The 22,342-nt window shown below is 63.2% G+C and carries 20 protein-coding genes; 16 read left to right on the top strand and 4 right to left on the bottom strand.

What is annotated here, in order from left to right:
* Positions 1–61: 61 nt before the first annotated feature.
* Positions 62–1,096, bottom strand: a complete 1,035-nt coding sequence (gene bioB / locus GOB93_RS07950; protein WP_173582969.1) for a biotin synthase BioB — start codon at positions 1,094–1,096, stop codon at positions 62–64.
* A 191-nt stretch (positions 1,097–1,287) separates the two neighbouring features.
* On the opposite strand from bioB, the gene GOB93_RS07945 reads away from it, so the two are divergent.
* From GOB93_RS07945 to GOB93_RS07885, 13 genes are all read left to right on the top strand, one after another.
* Positions 1,288–3,084: a sensor domain-containing phosphodiesterase gene (locus GOB93_RS07945; RefSeq protein ID WP_242010623.1), complete on the top strand. Its 1,797-nt coding sequence runs from the start codon at positions 1,288–1,290 to the stop codon at positions 3,082–3,084.
* 218 nt (positions 3,085–3,302) lie between these two features.
* On the top strand, positions 3,303–4,133 hold the full coding sequence (locus GOB93_RS07940; RefSeq protein WP_173582968.1) for an acyl-ACP desaturase: 831 nt from the start codon (positions 3,303–3,305) through the stop codon (positions 4,131–4,133).
* 237 nt (positions 4,134–4,370) lie between these two features.
* Positions 4,371–6,476 carry a M13 family metallopeptidase gene (locus GOB93_RS07935; RefSeq protein ID WP_408742371.1) on the top strand — a complete coding sequence of 702 codons (2,106 nt, stop codon included), beginning with the start codon at positions 4,371–4,373 and terminating at the stop codon, positions 6,474–6,476.
* Between the two features lie 71 nt (positions 6,477–6,547).
* Positions 6,548–7,303, top strand: a complete 756-nt coding sequence (locus GOB93_RS07930; protein WP_173582967.1) for a glycine betaine ABC transporter substrate-binding protein — start codon at positions 6,548–6,550, stop codon at positions 7,301–7,303.
* 225 nt (positions 7,304–7,528) lie between these two features.
* A complete protein-coding gene (locus GOB93_RS07925; protein ID WP_173582966.1) occupies positions 7,529–8,155 on the top strand; it encodes a TetR/AcrR family transcriptional regulator in 627 nt (208 codons plus the stop codon).
* On the top strand, positions 8,155–9,195 hold the full coding sequence (gene add / locus GOB93_RS07920; RefSeq protein WP_173582965.1) for an adenosine deaminase: 1,041 nt from the start codon (positions 8,155–8,157) through the stop codon (positions 9,193–9,195). The genes GOB93_RS07925 and add overlap by 1 nt, the downstream gene beginning before the upstream one ends.
* A 77-nt stretch (positions 9,196–9,272) precedes the next feature.
* Positions 9,273–9,575, top strand: a complete 303-nt coding sequence (locus GOB93_RS07915) for a hypothetical protein (protein WP_242010622.1) — start codon at positions 9,273–9,275, stop codon at positions 9,573–9,575.
* Positions 9,572–10,084 (top strand): ElyC/SanA/YdcF family protein, encoded by a 513-nt coding sequence (locus GOB93_RS07910; RefSeq protein ID WP_173582964.1) that lies wholly within the window; start codon positions 9,572–9,574, stop codon positions 10,082–10,084. Before GOB93_RS07915 ends, GOB93_RS07910 begins: the two co-directional genes overlap by 4 nt.
* A gap of 278 nt (positions 10,085–10,362) precedes the next feature.
* A complete protein-coding gene (gene fabD, locus GOB93_RS07905) occupies positions 10,363–11,334 on the top strand; it encodes an ACP S-malonyltransferase (protein ID WP_173582963.1) in 972 nt (323 codons plus the stop codon).
* A 231-nt stretch (positions 11,335–11,565) separates the two neighbouring features.
* A complete protein-coding gene (gene fabG / locus GOB93_RS07900) occupies positions 11,566–12,309 on the top strand; it encodes a 3-oxoacyl-[acyl-carrier-protein] reductase (RefSeq protein ID WP_173582962.1) in 744 nt (247 codons plus the stop codon).
* Positions 12,310–12,604: 295 nt separating this feature from the next.
* Complete coding sequence (locus GOB93_RS07895; RefSeq protein WP_173582961.1) at positions 12,605–12,844, top strand: acyl carrier protein; 240 nt, start codon at positions 12,605–12,607, stop codon at positions 12,842–12,844.
* A gap of 73 nt (positions 12,845–12,917) precedes the next feature.
* Positions 12,918–14,204, top strand: coding sequence for a beta-ketoacyl-ACP synthase II (gene fabF, locus GOB93_RS07890; protein ID WP_173582960.1), 1,287 nt, complete (start codon positions 12,918–12,920; stop codon positions 14,202–14,204).
* Between the two features lie 119 nt (positions 14,205–14,323).
* Complete coding sequence (locus GOB93_RS07885; protein ID WP_173582959.1) at positions 14,324–14,575, top strand: DUF3297 family protein; 252 nt, start codon at positions 14,324–14,326, stop codon at positions 14,573–14,575.
* A gap of 184 nt (positions 14,576–14,759) precedes the next feature.
* On the opposite strand, the gene GOB93_RS07880 is transcribed toward GOB93_RS07885, so the two are convergent.
* The 3 genes from GOB93_RS07880 to GOB93_RS07870 all read right to left on the bottom strand — a co-directional run bounded on the left by GOB93_RS07880 (position 14,760) and on the right by GOB93_RS07870 (position 18,878).
* On the bottom strand, positions 14,760–16,253 hold the full coding sequence (locus tag GOB93_RS07880) for a CoA-acylating methylmalonate-semialdehyde dehydrogenase (protein WP_173582958.1): 1,494 nt from the start codon (positions 16,251–16,253) through the stop codon (positions 14,760–14,762).
* Between the two features lie 69 nt (positions 16,254–16,322).
* Positions 16,323–17,702: an MFS transporter gene (locus GOB93_RS07875; protein WP_173582957.1), complete on the bottom strand. Its 1,380-nt coding sequence runs from the start codon at positions 17,700–17,702 to the stop codon at positions 16,323–16,325.
* Between the two features lie 18 nt (positions 17,703–17,720).
* Positions 17,721–18,878 carry an iron-containing alcohol dehydrogenase gene (locus tag GOB93_RS07870; RefSeq protein WP_173582956.1) on the bottom strand — a complete coding sequence of 386 codons (1,158 nt, stop codon included), beginning with the start codon at positions 18,876–18,878 and terminating at the stop codon, positions 17,721–17,723.
* Positions 18,879–19,079: 201 nt separating this feature from the next.
* Here GOB93_RS07870 and GOB93_RS07865 point away from each other — a divergent pair, with 201 nt between their 5' ends.
* The 3 genes from GOB93_RS07865 to GOB93_RS07855 all read left to right on the top strand — a co-directional run bounded on the left by GOB93_RS07865 (position 19,080) and on the right by GOB93_RS07855 (position 22,254).
* On the top strand, positions 19,080–19,979 hold the full coding sequence (locus tag GOB93_RS07865; RefSeq protein ID WP_173582955.1) for a LysR family transcriptional regulator: 900 nt from the start codon (positions 19,080–19,082) through the stop codon (positions 19,977–19,979).
* 124 nt (positions 19,980–20,103) lie between these two features.
* On the top strand, positions 20,104–21,369 hold the full coding sequence (locus GOB93_RS07860; RefSeq protein WP_173582954.1) for an NAD(P)/FAD-dependent oxidoreductase: 1,266 nt from the start codon (positions 20,104–20,106) through the stop codon (positions 21,367–21,369).
* Between the two features lie 678 nt (positions 21,370–22,047).
* Complete coding sequence (locus GOB93_RS07855; protein WP_173582953.1) at positions 22,048–22,254, top strand: hypothetical protein; 207 nt, start codon at positions 22,048–22,050, stop codon at positions 22,252–22,254.
* Positions 22,255–22,342 lie beyond the last annotated feature (88 nt).

Raw genomic sequence — 22,342 nt, 5'->3', positions numbered from 1 at the left:
TCAGAGGTCTGCCACCCTGGCCACCCCTTTGAATCATTCCCGTGATCGTCTGCGGCTGCGTTCAGGCGTCGCTGACAACCGTAGTGCGCATGCCCAGCCTGTCGAGCAGCTTCCGGTCCCGCGTCGCGGCAGGATTGGGCGTGGTGAGCAGCCTTTCGCCATAGAAGATCGAATTGGCGCCGGCGAGGAAACACAGGGTCTGGGTCTCGTCGTTCATGTTCTCGCGTCCGGCGGCGAGGCGCACATGGCTGGCCGGCATCGTAATACGCGCGGCGGCGATGATCCGGACAAAGTCGATCGGATCGACCTCTTCCGCGTCGCTGAGCGGCGTGCCCGCGACACGGACCAGCAGATTGATCGGCACGCTTTCCGGGTGCTTCGGCATGGACGCCAGAGTTGCGATCATGCCCGCCCGGTCGCCTTCGCCTTCCCCCATGCCGACAATGCCGCCGCAACAGACATTGATTCCGGCATCCCGGACGTTTTCCAGCGTGTCCAGGCGGTCCTGCCAGGTGCGGGTGGAGATGATCTCACCGTAATATTCCGGCGAGGTATCAATGTTGTGGTTGTAATAATCGAGCCCCGCATCGCGCAGACGGTGCGCCTGCCTCGTGTCCAGCATACCGAGCGTAACGCAGGTTTCGAGACCGAGGCCCTTCACGCCCTCAATCATCGCGCAGACCGTCTCCAGATCGTGGTCTTTCGGCGAGCGCCAGGCCGCGCCCATGCAGAAACGGGCCGCCCCGGCGTCCTTCGCGCGCTTCGCCTCGATGAGCACGCGGTCGACAGCCATCAGCCTTTCCGCCTTCACGCTCTGCTCGTGACGGGAGCTCTGCGGGCAGTAGGCGCAGTCTTCCGGGCAGCCGCCGGTCTTGATCGACAGCAGGGTCGAAATCTGGACCTCGGCCGGGTCGAAATGCGCGCGGTGAGCGGTCTGCGCCCGGTAGAGCAGTTCGGGAAACGGCAGATCCAGAAGCGCCTGCACGTCCTCACGCGTCCAGTCATGGCGCAGCGCGTCCGGCCGGGAGGCGTCATGACGGGGGGCGCCGTTCCGGTTCACGGGAGAAGGGGCGCTGAAAGGGCTGCCATCGGCCATGCAAGCATTCCTGTTGTCTGCGTGTCTTTAATCTGCGGGTCGTCGGTGTCTGGCACGGAATCGCCCTGATTCACAGCCCGATTTAAAGGGGGAGCACCGGAATGAGGTCATACAGGGACGCCATATAAATTAAACTCTCATTATTCTCTTTTGGGCAAAGTCAGGCCGAAACGTTTTTTTGCGCGGAGACCATGGCGGCCGACGGTGAGATCAAATCGGGTACAGCCACGGACCGTAAGCTGGAGCAGCTTGCCGCGCTGGCTTTCGCCGCTGCGGACGTCCTGTTCGAGGTGGATCGTGCCTTTCGCATCCGTCACGTTGGCGGAGCGATCCAGAAACTGACCGGTCATCAGCAGAAGGCAGTGCGCGGTCTTTCCGTGTTCGATCTGCTCGTTCCGGCCGACCGGGTTTATTTTCGCCGCGCGGTCGAGGAATTCGACAACACCGGCAAAATGAACCGCATCACGGTCCGTTTCCTGCGCGGAGAAACCGAGACCACCACCGCCGTTCTCGGCATGTCCACCACACCCGGCGAACGCGTGGTCACGGCCACGATCATGGACCGGGCCTTCGTCGTCTGCCCCGAGAGTGACGGCCTGCTCGAACGCAGCGCCTTCATCGATTTTGCCCGCCGTCTGACGCCGCAGGCCGGAGATCCCTCCCGGTTCAGCATCACCATGGTGTCCCTGCCACAGCTGGTGAAATCAGCGGCCCCGCATGACAGCGTGCTCGCCCGCGCCTTTCTCGCCGAGGTGGAAGGCATCCTCAGAACGCACAGCGAGGGCGGCGCCGTCACCCGGCTCAATGACGGCGCGTTCGCCTATATCTGGGATGAAAGCAAATCGCCCGGCATCGTCGAACGCGAAATCGCCTCGGCGGCGGATTCGCTTCTCGCCTCGACCTATACCCGCTCGCTGCCGCTCGATTCGTCGCTGATGGAACCGAAGGAGATCGAATCCGCGCTCGATTTCGCTCTCACGGCTTTCGCGAAAGACGCAACCGACACCTTCACCTTCGAAAACCTGCCGGAATGTCTCGCCGCATCGATCTCGCGTGACCGCGGTCTCGCCGCGGCCTGTCGCAACATCATCGAGGACGACACGTTCTTTCAGGTGCTGCAGCCGATCATCGCGCTCAAGACCGGCGCCATTCAGCATTATGAGGTTCTGACCCGTTTCGCGCAGGGCGTGGCGCGCGGCATCTCCAATACCGGTGAATTCATCAAAATCGCCGAGCAGATCGGCATGATCAACACATTCGATCTGCTCAACTGCATCAAGACGATCCGGCTGCTGCAGAAAATGCCGCCTGGCGTCCGCGTGGCGCTCAACATTTCCGGCCGCTCCGTGCAGTCGCCTGAGTTCGCCGACCGCCTGCTGAATCTGCTCGATGCGCCGGACGCGAAGGTCGCGCCCTCGCGGCTTCTGATCGAAATCACGGAAACACGGGGCATCACGGATTTCGAGCGTCCGGCGGCGCTGCTGCAGAAACTGTTCCGGCGCGGGCACCGGATCTGTCTCGATGATTTCGGGGCAGGGGCCATGAGCTTCGAGTATCTGCGCCGTTTCCCGGTCAATTACATCAAGATAGATGGCGATTTCTTCCGTAACTCCATGACCAGCGGCCGCGACCGGATCCTCATCCGCGCGATTGCCCGCTGCGGTTTCGAACTGGGTTGCCGCACGGTCGCCGAGATGATCGAAACCGACGTCGAGGCCGCGCTGGCGCGGGATCTCGGGATCGAATGCGGACAGGGATGGCTCTTCGGGAAACCGGTCACGACCGATGCGCTGTTCGCAGCCCTCAACCGGACCAGAGGCGCGTCCGCGCCGTCTCAGAATTCTCCGGCCCAGGCGCAGCTTCAGGCCCGGAGCCGGGCGCGCCGGACATCACCGCCGTCTGCGGCGCCCCCGCCACAGACGGCCCCCGCCGCCGCGGAGCATCCCGTGCGAAACGTGGCCCGCGTCATGACCAGCGGCAACACCTGACCACAGCGATGCGTTAGTAACCGGAAGCGGCTTGACGGGCCGGTGTGGCGCCGTGTCTTTCTTGACGCCGCGCGCATTTGGAGGCAGGCGGAGAGCCGGAATCACGCCGGGCGGCCGCCTGTCGTCCGGCCGGGCCTGTGTGCGGCCCCGGATGAAGACCACCATGATGAGCGATCATCGGGCGTGCGTGAGCGTGGTTAACGCAGGGACAAAGCGGAATGAAGCACTGGCACATCGATCAGCTGAACTGGGACGGTTTCGACCCCGCGCATGTCGACCCGGATGTGGTCGCCATCGTAAAGGCCGCTGCTGTCGTGGAACGCAACGGTGTGGACTATGCCGTCTATCTGAACCGCGTGTTCGCCGACGATGAGGCGTTTCAGGCGGCGGCCGATAACTGGGCGATCGAGGAGGTCCAGCATGGCGACGCGCTCGGCCGCTGGGCGATGCTGGCCGATCCCGCCTGGGATTACCCCGCCGCTTTCGAACGCTACCGGTCCAGCTATCACATCGATCTGAACGCGACCGCCTCCGTCCGGGGTTCGCGCACCGGCGAACTGATCGCGCGCTGCATGGTGGAGACCGGCACCTCCTCCTTCTATTCCGCCCTCGCGGATGCAACCGAAGAACCGCTCCTGAAAGCCATCTGCAAGCAGATCGCCGCCGACGAATACCGGCATTTCAAGCTGTTCTACGACCATATGCACCGTTATCTGAAGCGTGAGCGGCTCGGCCCCTGGACCCGCGCCCGCATCGCCATCGGACGTGTCACCGAGAGCGAGGACGACGAACTCGCCTCCGCCTTTTACACAACCAACGAGTCCCCTTCGGTGCCCTATGACCGCCGCCGCTGCATCGCCGGCTACATGTCGCGCGCGCTCCGGGCCTATCGTCAGAAACATATCGACCGGGTGACCGGCATGATCCTGAAAACGATCGGTTTCCGGCCCCATGGCCGCGTCCATGCCATCGCTTCGAAAATTGTCTATGCGCTGATCCGGCAGCGGCAAAAGAGCATGGCGAAAGTCGCCATGGCCGCCGGCGTCTGAGCCGGCCTGTCTGACCCGTTTCGTCTGACCCGTCCCATCCGATCGGCCCATCTGGCCCGATTCGTCTGATTCCGGATCGTCGGTTCCCTGATATCGCTTCCTGACATCCGGCCCTGGAAGAATCTGTGCCGGCCCTCTTTGCCCCGGCAGCGACCTGACTTATGCATAACTGTAACAAATAAACGCGTGGCGGCAGCGCTGGCCGGCCACCATCATCCTGTCGGGGATCTCAGCCGAATGCTATCCGGAAAATTCAGTCCTGCTGCGATGCGCCAGACGGCCTTTCGTGGCCTGATGCTGGCAACCTGTTTCTCTTCTTTTCTCTTTGTCACATCCGCACCCGCGGCCCCTGTCGCGACGGCGCAGACGCAGGGCGTCGCCATCGGGCCATGGGGTTTTGATCTTCCCGGTCGCGATACGGCCGTTCGCCCCGGCGACAATTTTTTCGAGTATGCGAACGGTAAGGCCGTCCAGGCCCTCGTCATCCCCGCCGACCGCACCTCGTTCGGAGCCTTCGACAAACTGCGCGAACTCTCGCAGCAGCGCGTCCGGGACATTCTGACCAGCCTGCCGAAACCGGCCACCGACACACCGCAGACCAGCGACGAGAAACTCGCCGCCTTCTACACGACCTTCATGGATGAGGGCGCGATCGAGAAACTCGGCGCAACGCCGCTCAAGGCAGATCTCGATGCCATCCGCGCCGTCCGGACCCCGGCCGACTTCGCCCGTCTTCTCGGCACCGGTCAGACAACGTTCCGGCCAACCGGCTTTGCGCTGGGCATCATGCCGGATGCGAAGGATCCGACGCGTTTCGCCGTGTATGTGGATCAGGCCGGTCTCGGAATGCCTGACCGGGATTACTATCTGAAGCCGCAGTTCGCCGCGAAGAAACAGGCCTATCAGGCCTATATCACGAAGATGCTCGGTCTGGCCGGCTGGCCGGACGCCGCCGCCTGCGCCGCCGATATCGTCGCGCTGGAGACCTCCATCGCCAACGTTCACTGGGCGCGCGCCGACATGCGCGACCCCGAGAAAACCTACAACGCCCGCTCGGTCGCCGAACTGGTCTCTCAGGCTCCCGGCTTCGACTGGGTCTCATGGCTTTCCGGCGCCGGCATCAGCACGCAGCAGGCCGATGCCGCGAAGCTGATCGTCGGCGAGCCGTCCGCGATCATCGGGCAGGCGAAGATCTTCGGCGCGGCGAAGATGCCGGTGCTGCAGGCATGGATGGCCTTCCACCTCGCGAACAGCGCCTCGACCTACCTCTCATCGCCCTTCGTGAACGCGTCCTACGACTTCAACCGCAAAACCCTGGCCGGACAGCCGCAGCTCGCGGTCCGCTGGAAGCGCGGCGCGGACGTCACGGAAAACGCCATGGGCTGGGCGCTCGGCAAAATCTACGTCGATCGTTATTTCCCGCCTGAGAGCAAGGCGAAGATGGATGCGCTGACAAAGCAGCTGAAAGCCGCGTTCCGCATCCGTCTGGAGAACAACAGCTGGATGGAGCCCGCGACGAAACAGCACGCCATCGCCAAGCTCGACAATTTCGAAATCCAGATCGGGTATCCGAAGAAATGGCGCGGCTATGACGGGCTGACCATCCAGGCCGGCGACGCTTACGGAAACGCGGCCCGCGCCGGCGGCTTTGAGTGGACCTACTGGCTCGGCCATCTCGGAAAGCCCGTCGACCGTGACGAATGGGATATGACCCCGCAGACCGTCAACGCCTATAACAATCCGGTCTTCAACGAGGTCGTCTTCCCGGCCTCGATCCTGCAGCCGCCTTTCTTCGATCCGAATGCGGATACGGCGGTCAATTACGGCGCCATCGGCGGTGTCATCGGTCACGAAATGACCCACGGCTTCGACGACGAGGGCCGTAAATTCGACGAGCACGGCCGCCTCAGCGACTGGTGGACCAAAGCGGACGCCGAGCGGTTCGAAAAGCTCGGCGCCCGTTTCGGCGCCCAGTACGACGCCTTTGAGGTTCTGCCGGGCGTCCATCTGAACGGCAAACTCACCATGGGCGAGAACATCGCCGATCTGGGCGGCCTCACCCTGGCGCTCGACGCCTATCACGCCTCGCTGAACGGCAAACCGGGAGAAATCCGGAACGGGCTGACCGGCGAGCAGCGCGTCTTCCTCGGCTGGGCGCAGGTCTGGCGCATGAAGGTACGGGAAGACCGGGCGCGTCAGCTCGCCACGATCGACCCGCATTCAGCCCCGGCGGCGCGCGTCAACCTGCCCATGCACAACATCGATGCCTGGTATAAGGCGTGGAACGTGAAACCTGGCCAGTCTCTCTACCTTGCCCCGGACGCGCGCGTAAAAATCTGGTAACGTACGGGTTTGAGCAGGACGCCGGACCGCCTTCGAACGGGGCGGGACGGCGCGGAAAAGGACGTCTCTCGATGACAACGCTGACTCTCGCCTACAGGAATACCCCGCTGCACGCCGCTGTCGCGGCCGCCGTGGCGCGTGTTCTCGAAGCGTATGAAATCGAGCCGGATTATATCACCGGGTCCGCCGAAGACCTCGCGCGCATGCTCGCCAGCAGCGAGATCGATCTGTTCGCCACGGCCTGGCACCCGGCGGAGGACACCATTTTCGACTCTGACGCCGTCGAACCGCTGGGCAATCTCTACCGCCCGGCATTCGGATTCTTCGTCGCCGATCGCCCGGACAGCCCGCTGGCCGGACTGCAGTCAATGGCGGATCTCGCCGGCTCCGACGCCGCCCGCCACCTGCTGACACCGGAATCCCTTATCCCCCGCGTGCGTCAGATGGTGGCGGGATATCGTCTGACCGAGGCCGGCTTCACCATCGAATCCCTGCCCGATGATGAGGCCTTCGCGGCGATCGCCGAGGCCATCGATGCCGGTGAGCCCGTTGTGGCGCCGCTTTTCACGCCAAACTATTTGATTCACCGGGTTCCGATGCGCCCGCTCGCGGACCCGCAGGGAGCGGCGGGCAGGGAGCTGACCGCCCGGCTGCTGTTCAGCAAAACAGCCCGTGAAGAGGCGGATACCGACATGCTCGACGAACTCGACGAACTGACACTTGGCAACAAGGTCGTCAGCGCGCTTGAGGACGCCGTCCGCAACGAGGGCATGACACCCGACGACGCGGCCGAGTCCTGGCAGCGCGGAAAGCTGCTGCCGCGCTGAGGCTTCGGCTTCCTGAGCGCTGACCACCGCCTGATTCATCCGCCGGGGACACCGTTCGCACGATGTCTCCGGCGGTCTTTAACAGCCGTCTTTATGCCGTAAACGAACCAGCCCGCAGCCCTGTCGTGCAAATGATGGCTGTCATCCGGATGATGTCGCATTTTTCGGTTTGACACGATTATGTTCTGATGACACATCTGTGTCACAACTGCATGTGTGTGTCAGATGCTCCGTGACGAATACGCCACCCAGACCCGGCAGCGCATTATCGAAAGTTTCATTGCTCTTCTCGAGGAAAGCGATGATGCCGCTGTCTCCACCGCGACTCTTGCAAAGAAGGCCGGAGTCTCGCTCAGGACCGTCTACCGGCATTTCCCGTCACGGGATGATCTTCTCAGCGCAACAGCGGACTGGCTGAACACGGAAGTGTTCGGACTCGTCGCCGGCGAAAATGCCAGGGAACTGGTGGAAGGCTTCCGGGTCGCCGCCGCGAAATTCGATACCCGGCCCAGCCTCGCCCGCATCCTGGCCGTCACACGGGTCGGACGCTCGATGCGGAGCACGTTCCGTAACCGGCTGGCGTTTCAGAGACGCAGAACCCTGTGGCTCGATGCGCCGGACGTGTCCGCCCCGGACCGGCTTCGCGCGGAGGCGGCCATCGCCTGTCTGGACAATGTCCTGTCCTGGCTCACGCTCCGGGAGGAGTTCGGGATGGACGGGAAGGAGGCCGGCAAAGTCATCAGCTGGGCGATCGAAGTGATCCTGCGGGAAACCTGCGGACCGGACCCGGCCGACGACAATGAGGAGCCATGCCGGAGAGGAACTGCATTTCCGCCCACTGAAAAGGAATAATGACAGTGAATAATGATGAGATCATCAGGAAAATTCCGAAAATCGATCTGCACTGCCACCTGGCCGGTTCAGTGCGCGCGGAAACGGTGATGTCTCTGGCGGCGAAGAACGGGGTCGCCCTTCCCGTGACGGACCCCGATGCGTTCTACAGGTTTTCGGATTTCTATGACTTCCTGTCCCGTCTGGAGGTGATCGGAGCATGCATGATCACGCGGGATGATTTCGCGCGTGTCTCACGGGAGGCTCTGGAAGACGGATACAGAAAGGGAAACCTGCGCTACGCCGAATTTTTCTTCAGTCCGGACTACCATTATCCTCACGGTGTCGATTACGCGACAATGGTCGACGGATTTATCGATGGTCTCCGTGCGGCGAAGGAGGAGTTCGGAATCACCGGCCGACTGATCCCGGCTGTCAACCGCGAACTCGGACCGGATGTCGCGCTGGCGATGGTCAGGGACGTCATCGCCCATCCGCGTGACGAAGTGATCGGGATCGGGATGGACTGCGCGGAGTTCAGAGGACCGCCGGAACTGTTTCGGGAAGCCTTTGCCCTGGCCCGCTCGTCCGGGCTCCGGTGCACGGCGCATGCCTGCGAGGACAATCAGACGCCCGAACAGGCGCCGCCGCGAAATGTCGAAACCTGCCTGGATGTGCTTGGCTGCGACCGGATCGATCATGGCTACAATCTTATGGCGGACCCCGCCCTTGTCTGCCGCTGCCGGGAACGGGGTGTTCCGTTTACGGTCTGTCCGCAGACCTGCGTGCCGGAGCGTCTGGAAAAGCGGTGGACCACACTGAGAGCGATGCGGGATGCCGGACTGTTTCTGGTTCCCTGCACCGACGATCCGCCCATGTTCGGGACCGATATCGGCGCGGCTTATGTCACGATGGCCAGAGAACTCTCGATGGGCGTGAAGGAGATCGCGGCGATGTCGCTGCGGGCGATCGACGCAACATGGCTGCCGGAGCTGGAGAAGATCAGCATGAAAGAGGATTTCCGCCAGGAGATCACCGCTCTGACGACGGCAGCGGAGTGAAGAAACCGAAGCTTTATCCACCTGATCCCGGCGCTTGCATGACGCGGCCGCTGAACGCTTAACTGCGGCCCATGCAAATGCCCGCTGACCCCCTGAACCCCGCCACGATTCCCCGCCTGAACGGCACTGACGGCATCGCGCTCGCCATGGCCATGACCGCGACACATGATCTGCGACTGGAAAATGACCGGATTGTCCGGCTGCCGCCACAGGCGCGCGGCATCTTTCCGCTGATCGACGGGAAGAACACGGTCGCGGATCTGGCCGCCCGGCTTGAAACACGGGGCGTCGGCGCGGATCAGTTCCGCGCGGTCTGGCGGGAAACCGTCGAAACTCTCACGCCGACCGGCCTGCTGAGTTTCACAGCCGGACCATCGTGACGCAGCCTTTCCCAGTCATCATCTTCGGCGCGGCCCTGAACGGGGACGGAACCCCCGCGCCGGTGCTGATCAGGCGCCTTGCCGCCGCGCTTCGCTTCGGGCAGCGCGGGACGGTCCGGCCGCTTTATATCCCGACAGGCGGCGTCCCGCAGGCCGGCCGCACGGAAGCCGAAATCATGACGGCGCTCCTCCGCGACGCGGGCGTTCCGGATACCGCCATTCTCCCCGAGCCCCTGGCGTCCGACACCTGCGACTCTGCCATCATCTGCACCCGCATTCTCCGCGCGCGGGGCTGGACCGGTCCCGTCGGACTCGTGACCAGCGATTTTCACATGATGCGCTGTGTCGCCATGATGCGCGCGCTCGGCTGGTCCGTGGTGAAAATCCCGGCGCTGGCGGAGACGGGGCTGCCTGCGCCGGTGCTGCTCTGGCAATGGCTGCGCGAGGCGCCGGCGACACTCTGGGACGTGCTTCTGGTGCTTCTCTGGCGCCTGCGCCATCCGGGATGACGATTCTGCCCCCGCGACCGCAAAGCGCGCCCGGCAGATCCCACCCCGGACGGCTCCCGGCCAGCCTGACCAGCGCCCGCACCCATGCCTGCCCCCGTAACTCCGCACGCACCTGCCCGGCCCCTTCCAGACCCCTGCATTGACATTCCGCCGGTATTTTCTTTCATCTCGCCCGAAATCATCGCCCGGATCGCGTCTTTCGATGCGCCCGATGCCCGCCCGACAAACGGGCCAGCCTTCCGCGACAGGCCGGAAGGCCGCATACTCAGGAGAGTCTGATGCCAGTCTACGCTTTCGTTTTCCCGGGTCAGGGAAGCCAGTTTCCCGGCATGGGACAGGATCTCGCCGACGCCTTTCCGGCCGCGCGGGAGGTCTTTCAGGAAGTCGATGATGCTCTGGGCGAGCATCTCTCGAAAATCATCTTCGAGGGACCAGCGGACACGCTCACCAGCACGGAAAACGCCCAGCCGGCGCTGATGGCGGTCTCGCTGGCCGTCATCCGGGTTCTCGAACGGGAAGGCGGACTCGATCCCGCTCAGACAGCCACGCTGATGGCGGGACATTCACTCGGCGAATACTCCGCGCTGGCCGCCGCCCGCAGCTTCGGTGTGGCCGAAACCGCGAAACTGCTCCGCCTGCGTGGTCGCGCCATGCAGCGCGCGGTTCCGGCCGGGGAGGGCGGCATGGCGGCGCTGATCGGCGTCACACCGGAAAAAGCTGCTGAAATCTGCGAGGCCGCGGCAGTGGTGAAGACAGAGGGCGAGCCCGACCGTCGGGAAATCATCGAGCTGGCAAATGACAATGGCGGCGGCCAGATCGTCGTTTCCGGCCAGATCGGAGCGATTGACCGCGCCATCGTCATCGCAAAGGAAGCGGGCGTCAAACGGGCGGTGAAGCTGCCGGTCTCAGCCCCGTTCCACAGCTCGCTGATGCGTCCGGCAGCCGATGAAATGGCGGAAGCGCTCGACAGGGCTGATATCAGGGAGCCGGTCGTGCCGGTCGTCGCCAATGTCACGGCGGCGAAGGTGACGTCCCCGGACGCGATCCGCGATCTTCTCGTCCGCCAGATCTGCGGCACGGTTCGCTGGCGTGAGAGCGTCGCGGCGATGACGACAATGGGGATCGACAGCTTTGTCGAACTCGGCGCCGGCAAGGTTCTGACCGGGCTGATTCGCCGGATCGCACCCGATGCGAAGACGCAGGCGGTCGGCACGGTGCCGGATATCGAGACTTTTCTGCAGAGTCTCTGAAATCTCGCGACAGAAATTTTGATCGCGGATAAGGCGTGTCAGAGCATTGTTCCCGACACGCCGCCGGAGACTGTGGATCTAAGAAAACCGTTTCTTCTCAATAGCTTATTCCTGCCGGTTTTCCGATCCTCCCGCCAGAAACGGGCAGGGAGCCATGCTTCCCCCTGACCGGCCTCTGTCTGCTATACCCCCGCCACACAGTTCAGCACTGACAGGATTCAACCAGCCAGAATGTTCAGTCTCACTTCCAGAGTCGCTCTCGTCACCGGTGCGACTGGCGGCATCGGCGCCGCCATTGCCCGCCAGCTCCATCAGCAGGGCGCCACCGTCGTCATCACCGGCACACGCGAATCCGTTCTGAACGAACTCGCGGCGGAACTCGGCAATGAGCGCGTGCATGCCGTCACTGCAGATCTGTCCGATCCGGCGAGCGCCGATCAGCTTATCGCACGGGCCGAGGAAGCCGCCGGCGCGCCGCTCGATATTCTGGTCAACAACGCAGGCCTCACCCGTGACATGCTAGCCATCCGGATGAAGGACGAGGACTGGGACAAGGTTCTCAATGTCGACCTGTCCTCGCCTTTCCGCCTCTGCCGCGCCGCCCTGAAAGGCATGCTGCGCCGCCGCGCCGGCCGGATCATCAACATCGCCTCGGTGGTGGGGTCCACCGGCAATGCGGGTCAGGCCAATTACACGGCCGCGAAGGCCGGTCTCGTCGGCATGACCAAATCCCTCGCCCAGGAAGCCGGCCCGCGCGGCGTCACGCTGAACGTCGTGGCCCCCGGCTTTATCGCCACGCCGATGACCGACGTGCTGCCCGAGGCGCAGAAAGAAAAGCTGGTCGGCTCAATTCCGCTGGGCCGGATGGGCACACCGGAGGACGTGGCCTCCGCCGTGCTGTATCTGGCGTCGGACGAGGCCGCCTGGGTCACCGGCAGCACCCTGCACGTCAATGGCGGGATGGCGATGATCTGAGAACAGGACAGCAAATTCGTGGTTCCGCGGCCGTTTTCCGATATGATCCGGACTACCATGCGGAGCCGTTGCGTGGCAGGATTGAAACCATGTTCCGGGTGTCGCCGGAGGAGCGAAGCATCAGCGGATTATTCTATCGCCTTGGCGATGGTAAGAAAACCGTGCTAAGCGCCCCGGCAGCCTCGTTGGGCACACATGGGTTGCCGTGCCTGGCGGCCTGAACTGGCGGACAGCCAGGCAGAACGAGCGCCAGCCAATCGCCCGTATCCCCTGGGCATACAGGAAGCAGAGACAGATGAGCGAAATCGCTGACAAGGTTAAGAAAATCGTTGTCGAACACCTCGGCGTCGAAGAAAGCAAGGTTACGCCGGAAGCGTCGTTCATCGACGATCTGGGCGCCGACAGCCTCGACACCGTCGAGCTGGTGATGGCGTTTGAAGAAGCTTTCAATGTTGAGATCCCGGAAGACGCGGCTGAGAAAATCGCCACCGTCAAGGACGCGGTCGACTACATCGAGGCACAGAAGGCCGCCTGAGGCGGTCTTGTCCGAAAGGGTCCAGGCATCAGTTGCGGATCCGGATTAACGCGTGAACAGGGAGCGGGCTAGCTTGCTGCAGTCGGCTGGATCAGATTTGGGCCGGAGACGCGTCGTCGTCACCGGCATGGGGATGGTGACTCCCCTCGGGCTCGGCACCGGGAATGTCTGGAAGCGCCTCGTCGCAGGTGAGAGCGGTATCGACCGCATCCACACCTTCGATCCGAGCGATCTTGCAGCGCATGTCGCCGGTGAAGTGCCGGAAGGCCCGACGGCCGAGGGGAAGCTGACTATCTCTGACTGGATTCCGGTCAAAGACCAGAAGAAGATGGACCGCTTTATCCATCTCGGAATGATCGCGGCGGCGGAAGCCGTCGAGGATTCCGGCTGGAAACCCGAATCGGAAGAAGATCGCTGCGCCACCGGCGTGATGATCGGCTCCGGTATCGGTGGCCTCCAGACCATCTACGAGGCATCGATCACGGTCTATGAGGGCCGGGCGAAGCGTCTTTCGCCTTTCTTCATCCCGTCCGCCCTGACCAATCTCGTATCGGGCAATGTCTCGATCAAATATGGATTCAAGGGGCCGAACCATTCCGCGGTGACGGCCTGCGCCACAGGCGTTCACGCCATCGGCGACGCGGCGCGCCTCATCATGCTCGGCGACGCCGACGTCATGATCGCGGGCGGCGCGGAAGCAACGGTCTGCAAACTCGGCATCGCCGGTTTCTGCTCGGCCCGCGCGCTGTCCACCTCCTTCAATGACACGCCGCAGAAGGCCTCGCGCCCCTGGGACCGTGACCGTGACGGCTTCGTCATGGGTGAAGGAGCGGGCATCGTCGTGCTTGAGGAATACGAGCACGCCAAAGCACGCGGTGCGAAGATTTACGGTGAGATCATCGGCTACGGCATGTCCGGTGACGCCCATCACATCACCGCTCCCGCCGAAGGGCATGAAGGCGCGTTCCGCGCCATGAACACCGCCCTGAAAAGCGCAGGCGTCACACCCGCGGATGTCGGCTACGTCAATGCGCACGGCACATCGACCATGGCGGACGACCTTGAGCTTGAGGCCGTAGAGCGCCTGTTTGGCGACGATGCCGGCAAGCTCGCCATGTCGTCCACCAAATCGGCGATCGGGCATCTGCTCGGCGCCGCAGGCGCCGTGGAGGCGATGTTCTCCATGCTCGCGATTCGCGACAAGGTTGTGCCGCCGACACTCAATCTCGACAATCCGTCGCGTGAGAGCGCAATCGACCGTGTCGCGCACGAGGCGCAGGAGCGTGACGTCAAGGTCGCGCTCTCCAACAGTTTCGGCTTTGGCGGCACCAACGCCAGCATCGTCGTCCGCGGCGTCTGAGACCAGAGGCCCGGTAACAGGGACCCGGCCGCCCATATCAGCGGGCCGGCCGCTACGACATAAGGCCGGCCGGTCCGTGCTGACCGTCCGGCCCGTCCAGAAACAGGACAGACTTTCTCATGAGCGAAACCACAACCACTCCTCCCGACCGTCTCTCCGTCGATCCCGACAGCCCGTTTTACAACGAGGCGCTGCTGGAACGCGGCATCGGCGTCCGCTTCAAGGGCGTGGAAAAAACCAATGTCGAGGAATACTGCATCAGCGAAGGCTGGGTTCGCGTCGCCGTCGGCAAGACGCTGGATCGTCGCGGCAAGCCGATGGCGATGAAGATCAAAGGACCGGTCGAGGTCTGGTTCAAAGACGCCGAATAAGACCCGCCCCTTCCCCTCATATTAAAACAAACCAGGATCAAAGGGGCCGCGCCCCTTTGTGGGTTTCAGGGCAAAGCCCTGAGTAGCAGCCCCTGATCCCTCTCAAAACACCACAACCGGACCGAAGCGCAGCCCCCTGCCGGGTCCCGGATGCCCTCCGGCCCGACAGGTCAACAACCAGATCTTACCCGTGCGTCGGCATCACAAACTCCGCGCCTGACCGGATGCCCTCCGGCCAGCGCGTGGTCACCGCCTTCATTCGCGTAAAGAACCGCACGCCCTCCGGCCCGTGCATGTGATGATCTCCGAACAGCGAATCCTTCCAGCCGCCGAAAGAATGGAACGCCATCGGCACAGGGATCGGCACATTCACCCCGACCATGCCCGCCTGAACCCCATGCGTGAACGCCCGCGCCGTGTCGCCGTCACGCGTGAAAATTGCCGTGCCGTTGCCGAAAGGACTCTCGTTCACGAGCTTCAGCGCCGTGTTGAAATCAGGCGCGCGCATCACACACAGAACCGGCCCGAAAATCTCCTCCCGGTAAATCTGCATCTCCGGCGTCACATGATCGAACAGCGATCCGCCAATGAAAAATCCCTTTTCATGACCCGAAACAACATGATCGCGCCCGTCCACCACCAGCGTCGCGCCCTGCTCGACACCGGAATCCACCAGCCCGCGCACACGCGCCAGATGCTGCCCGGTCACCAGCGGCCCCATCTCGTTACTGTTGTCGGTGCCGGCACCGATTTTCAGAGACCGAGCCCGCTCCGCCAGCCGCTTCACCAGCGGATCAGCAACCGGGCCTACCGCAACAGCCACCGAAATCGCCATGCAGCGCTCTCCGGCCGAGCCGTAAGCCGCCCCGATCAGCGCATCCACCGTCTTGTCCAGATCGCAGTCCGGCATGACGATGGCATGGTTCTTCGCGCCACCCAGTGCCTGAACCCGCTTCCCGTGCGCCGTGCCGGTGGCGTAAACATGTTTTGCGATCGGCGTGGAGCCGACAAAACTGACCGCCTGAATGGCCGGATGCTCAAGAATGGCGTTCACCATGTCCTTGTCGCCATGCACGACCTGAAACACCCCGTCAGGCAGACCTGCTTCCTTAAAAATATCCGCCAGCATCACGGACGCTGAAGGATCACGCTCCGACGGTTTGAGAATGAAACAGTTGCCCGTCGCAATCGCCATCGGCGCCATCCACAGCGGCACCATCACCGGGAAATTGAACGGCGTGATTCCCGCGGCAATCCCCAGCGGCTGACGCATCGTGTAGGCGTCGACACCCCGGCTGACCTGTTCGGTGAACTCGCCTTTCAGAATCTCCGGCGCCGCCGTTGCAAATTCCACAACCTCCAGACCGCGCGTGACCTCACCCTTCGCATCCGAATGGATCTTGCCATGCTCGGCGGAGATCATGGCGGCCAGTTCGTCCTGACGCTGTTCGATCAGATCGCGCGCCCGGAACAGAATGCGGGCGCGGGTGAGGGGAGGCGTCTCCGCCCAGGCAGGGAACGCTTTCTGCGCAGCAGTAATGGCCGCTTCCAGATCGCTCTGCCCGCCAAGCGCGACCTGAGCCTGGACCTCTCCTGTGGCCGGATTGAACACATCCGACCGCCGCGCACTCTGGCCTGCGGTATGAGCGCCACCGATAACATGAGGAATAATCTTCATTGTTCTTATCCTGTTGTGAAAACTGCCAGACGGCAAAATGCCAGACGAAGAAAGCCAGACGGGAAACCGTCAGGCAGCGGAATCCGTCTGCGGCGTGAAACCGCCGGAAGAGAGAGACACGGCCGCGCGTTCCGTGCCGGTTCCGCTCCGCATCAGCGTTTCCGGAACAAAGAGGAGCGTGACGACGAAGCCCACGGCGCAGATGAGCACCGGATAGAGCAGACCGGCGAACACATTCCCCGTCTGCGATACCAGACTCAGGCTGATGAGCGGCAGGAAGCCTCCGAAAATCCCGTTGCCAATATGGTAGGGAATGGAAATCGACGTGTAGCGAACGCGGGCCGGAAAGCTCTCGACGATAAAGGCGCCGTAAGGGCCGTAAATCAGGGCGGCGATGACAACGAGCGCGAAAACCGTCGCCGCGACCGCGAAGGAATCAATCCCGTCCGGATGCACGGAAGATTTCAGCACCATGAACAGCGGCAGATAAAGCAGAACCGCCGCCGCCATGCCGGTCAGCGCCAGGCGTTTTCTTCCGATGCGATCCGAAAGAGTGCCGAAAATGACGAAGAAAGGCAGCCCGCAGACCGAACCCGCCGCAACGGCGAGCGTCGCCGGCAGAAACGCGACCTTCATCACGCTTTGCAGAAAATACAGCGCGTAGAACTGGGCTGTGTAGAACGTCACCGCCTGGGCACAGGCGACGCCGAAGAGAAACATCATGATCCGCCGCGCATTGCCCGGAATGGCGAAGGTGTCGCGGACCGGCGATGCGGAAAGCTGCTGATTTTCCTGCATCTCGAGAAAGACCGGCGATTCATGCAGTCTCAGCCTGATACGAAACGAAACGGCAACCAGAACGATGGAGACGAGGAACGGCAGCCGCCAGCCCCAGGACGTGAACTGCTCCTCCCCCAGCCCGAGGCGCAGACTCAGCACGATGCCAAGAGACAGAACAAACCCCCCGGACGCCATCGCCTGAATATAGCTCGCCCATTTTCCACGTTCATGCGCGGGAGCGTGCTCAGCGACATAGGTCGCCGCCCCGCCATATTCCCCGCCCAGCGCCAGACCCTGAATGATCCGCAGCGTAATCAGCAAAACCGGCGCGACATAGCCGGCCGTTGCGAAGGTCGGCAGAAACCCGATCGCCGCCGTCGAGCAGCCCATGATCAGCAGCGTGGCAAGAAAAGTCACCTTCCGCCCCAGCCGGTCCCCGAGATGCCCGAACACCAGACTACCCAGCGGACGGACAGCAAAGCCGGTCGCGAACGTCGCCACACTGATCAGCGTCGCCGCCACCCCGTCGCCGGGCGGATAGAACATATGGGCGAAAAAGATCGCCAGGCTGCCGTAAAGAAAGAAATCATACCACTCAATGATGGTGCCGACACTGGAGGCAAAGACCAGACCATGCATGGAGCGGCCGGAAGCAGGTGTATGTGCCATCAGACAAGTCCTCCGGTTTCAGGCCCAGACGCGGCGATAAAGCGCTACAACTTCTTCCGCCGTCGGAACGCGCGGATTGTTCGCCGGAGAACCGGACGCCAGCGCCTGCTCCGCCATCAGTGGCAGCAGATTGTCCCAGCGGGCGACGTTCAGCCCGTAGGCCTGCGGCGTCGGCACCCCGATCTCGCGGTTCCGTTCCCGCAGCGCCTCAACCAGCGCCTCGCCCGCCGCCGCGTCGGACGCACCCTCCGCCACAACTCCCATCACGCGGGCCGCCGTCGCATAACGGTCCGGCGCGCCGGACAACGACCACGCCGTAATCTCCGGCAGCAGCATCGCGTTCGACAGACCATGCGGCACATGAAAATGCGCGCCGATCGGCCGGCTCATCCCATGCACCAGCGCGACCGACGCGTTCGAGAACGCCATGCCCGCCTCGAACGCCCCCTGCATCACCGCCTCCCGCGCCGCCCGGTTGCCCGGGTCGGAACAGGCCGTCGGCAGATGCGCCCATATCCGCTTCATCGCCGTCAGCGCCAGCGCATCCGTGAACGGCGACGCCTTTTTCGACACCCAGGCCTCAAGCGCATGCGTCAGCGCATCCGTCCCGGTATCCGCCGTCAGACGGGCAGGCATCGTCAGGGTCAGCTCGTAATCGACGATCGCAATGCGCGGCTGATAGGCCGCGCCCATGCAGAGCATCTTCTCATCCGACACCTCGTCGGTGATCACCGTCACCCGCGTCGCCTCAGACCCCGTGCCCGCCGTGGTCGGAATGGCGATCACCGGCAGACCCGGCTCATCCTGCACATGCGGCACCTTCAGCGCCGCCGGCGTCGTGTCATGCACGGCCAGAACCGCGACCATCTTCGCCGTATCGATCGGACTGCCGCCACCAAGCCCGATCACGCAGTCATGCCGCCCGTCGCGCAGCGCGGCCAGCGCCGCATTCACGCACGCAACCGTCGGATCGGGAACGGTCTCCGTGAACGCCCGCACATCGAAGCCGTCATCATGCAGAAGCCCGCTGACACGCTCCAGAACCCCGGAAGCCGCCATGAACGGATCGGTAATGAGAAACGGCGCCCGCAGACCGGCCTGCCGCAGAGCAGCAGGCAGTTCGCCGAGCGCGCCGCCCCCCAGACGAACAAAAGGTGGAAGAACGAGTGCTGTCATCGGATATCCCCTTTGTGGTTCCGACTCAGGGGCGGAGTTCCAGGCTCTGGCCCTGCTCCGCCTCTTTTGTTGGTATGCTTGCGGCACTAGCGCGGTGACCGGTCATCGAAAATCTGGCGTTTTCGCCCACGACATGTGCAAATATGCACAGAGCGCCTGTCTGAAACGGAGGCGCAACAAAAGCAGAGGCAGGAGGCCGGCATGACGAAACGCGGCCTGGACTGGCGCGATCTTCAGTATTTTCTGGCCGTTTCCCGCGGCGGATCACTCTCCGTCGCCGCCCGCGCCCTCGGCGTCGAGCACACAACGGTCGCCCGCCACATCCATTCTCTCGAACAGGCGACAGGCGCCACGCTGTTCGAACGCCACCCGCGCGGTTACGTCCTCACACGGCAAGGTGAACAGCTCGTCGCCACCGTGGAATCGATGGAGCGGGAAGCGCGCCGGGTTTCGGAAAGCACGGGCGGCGGCCTCTCCGGCACGGTCCGGATCAGCGCCCTCGAAGGATTCGGAAACTTTTTTCTCGCCCCGCGCATCGGAACCCTGCTCGATTCCAACCCGGATCTCACGGTCGAGATGGTGACCATCCAGCAGATCCTGTCGCTGTCCCGCCGTCAGGCCGATCTCGCCATCAGCCTGACCCCACCTTCGGGCGATCGCCTCCGGGCCGAACCGCTGACCGATTACCGTCTGTTCATTTATGCAAGCCCGGACTATCTGGCCCGGCACGCCCCCATTACCGGGCGCGATGATCTCGCCAGCCATATCTTCGCCGGTTATGTCGACGAACTCGTCTTCACGCGCGCGCTCGATTATCTCGGAGACCTCGGCATCGACTCCCGCTCGGTCCGCATTCAGAACTCCAGCATCCAGGCGCAGAAAGCAGCGGTCGCCGCCGGACTGTGTCTTGCCGTCCTCCCCGCCTTCGTAGCCGAATCAACCCCCGGCCTCGTGCGCGTTCTGCCGGAAACCACGAATCTGCGGCGCACCTACTGGCTGATCACCCGCGCCGATGAAGGCCGCTCCTCCCGTATCCGCCACCTCTGCGAAAATCTGCACCGGGAAACCGACGCGGCCAGAGCGCTTTTTCTTCCTGAGTGAGCCTACAGCCCGGATGCAGCCCGGATAAAGCGGAGCTTTTCCGTCAGGTGGTTGCCCCCGCCTGCGGATCGGCGCACCCTGCGCGCCATCGGTACAGCGTCGCCACGAGAAAGGAGATTTCCCCATGACCGAACCCGTATCCCGGCCACAGCCGGATCAGCAGTTCACCGTCCTGATCGTGGGTGGCGGCGCGGCCGGCATTTCGATCGCCGCGAAACTGCGCCGCGAACGCCCGGCGCTCTCCGTCGCCATCATCGACCCCGCGACAACCCACGCCTACCAGCCCGGCTGGACGCTCGTCGGCGCCGGCGTCATGACCCTGAAACAGACCTTGCGCCAGGAAGGCGGCCTCATCCCCGAAGGCGTCACCTGGTTCCGCGCCGCCGCCGCCTCGTTCCAGCCGGACGACAACATCGTCACACTGGATAACGGCAAACGCATCGGATACCGCCGCCTCGTCGTCTGCCCCGGCCTCCAGCTCGACTGGGACAAGATCGAGGGTCTCACCGACACGCTCGGTAAAAACGGCGTCTGCAGCAATTACTCGATGCAGCACGTCGAATACACCTGGACCTGCATCCAGACGCTCAACGGCGGCAAGGCCCTGTTCACCCAGCCGCCCATGCCGATCAAATGCGCGGGCGCGCCGCAGAAGATCGTATATCTGGCCTCCGATTTCTGGCGCAAGGAAGGCACGCTCAACCGCACGGATGTCGAGTTCCTGCTCGCCGGAGACGCCCTGTTCGGCGTGAGCTACTATCGCCCCTCGCTCCAGTTCGCCATCGATTATTACGGCGTGAACCTGCTCTATAAGCACAATCTCGTCGCCGTGGACGGCAGGACGAAGACAGCGACATTCGATGTCACCGCGCCTGATGGCACGACATCCCGCGAAACCCGCGCTTTCGACATGCTGCATGTCACCCCGCCCCAGAGCGCTCCGGATTTCATTAAATCAAGTCCGCTCGCCAACGCGGCCGGCTGGGTGGATGTCGATCCCTCGACACTGCGCCACGTGAAATACGACACCATCTTCGGCGCGGGTGACGTGATCGGCACCAGTAACGCCAAAACCGCCGCCGCCGCGCGCGCCCAGACCCCGGTCGTGGCGGCCAACGTCATCGCCTCCCTGGAAGGCACCCCGGTCACCGCGAGCTATGACGGCTACGGCGCCTGCCCGCTGACGGTCGCATACGGCAAAGTCGTGCTCGCCGAGTTCCTCTATGGCGGAAAACCCGCCCCGAGCTTCCCTTACGACCAGCGCAAACCCAGCAGCTTCGCCTGGATGCTGAAAACGAAAGTCTTCCCGCGCGTCTACTGGGATATGATGCTGAAGGGTCGGGACATCAGCGTGCCGCATCATCCGGAATGGATCAAAGACGCCGGCTGACGGCCGGATTTTCAGCACCTGACCGGGAAACTTTCCGGGGCAACCGCACGGTTCGCACCCGGAAAGCGGTGTCCGGCCACCTGAACCCGGTCCCGGCGGATATTTCAGCACCAGGCCTCCGCGCAATTCCACACCTCAAAACCCGGCCGACCATCCGGAGCAGTAACGAAGACTGACTGCCCGACTGCCGCAGATCCGGTCATGCAGCGACGATAAGCAGGTGCCTGCTGCCCTCCACTGACGGCGAAGACCTTGGTCAGTAAAAGGGCCAGCGGATCATCAGAGTCAGTGATCTGTCCCTCAGAACCGGCGGTTTCATGTCCTGTTTCACGGCAGGTCGGAAACAGAATTCTCCTCCGGCGATTGCCGTAAAAAAAAGTGTATTCCGGAAAGCTTCGGCACTTCCGAAACCATGATGACAAAATCCGGAACGAGGCACGCCGGACCCGGCCGGAGACCCCCACCCGAAAAAAAACAGCCCCGAAACGGATGATGCCATCATTAGCAACAATGCGACACGGGTCTGTCAGGGACAAGGAAAACAGCACATCACAGAAACGGCCCGCATTCAGAGAAAAGCGCCGCTCTCATCCGGACACAATCATCACAACTTGCAACAGGACAATCCCGCCGACGTTTTCAGCGTTGAGGCGAGACGACCACGACCGGGGGTGCCGCATGTCTGAAGATCCTGAATTTATGCGCGAAGTGGAAAATGTCATAACGGGCAGCGCCGTCTGCAGCCCGAATGAATCGCCCGAAACAGTTGCCGCGACGATGGTGCTGGCGGTCTGCCGGCATCTCGGTGTCAGCCCGGCCGACACGCCGCATGTGCTGCTGGAGGCCATCAGAGGGATGGGAGCGGGCGACGGAGAAGCAGGATAGGGAAGCAGGGCAGGGGACAGGCTTCACAGCCCGGACCCGTCCCGATCTGAACGCCGCTTTCCCGTGATATGCCCTCTCCGGAAAGCCA

The sequence above is a fragment of the Acetobacter musti genome (assembly GCF_011516835.1).
Taxonomy (GTDB): domain Bacteria; phylum Pseudomonadota; class Alphaproteobacteria; order Acetobacterales; family Acetobacteraceae; genus Acetobacter; species Acetobacter musti.
Note: the sequence above shows the minus strand (reverse complement) of the source record. Positions and strands in the feature narration are given on the sequence as shown.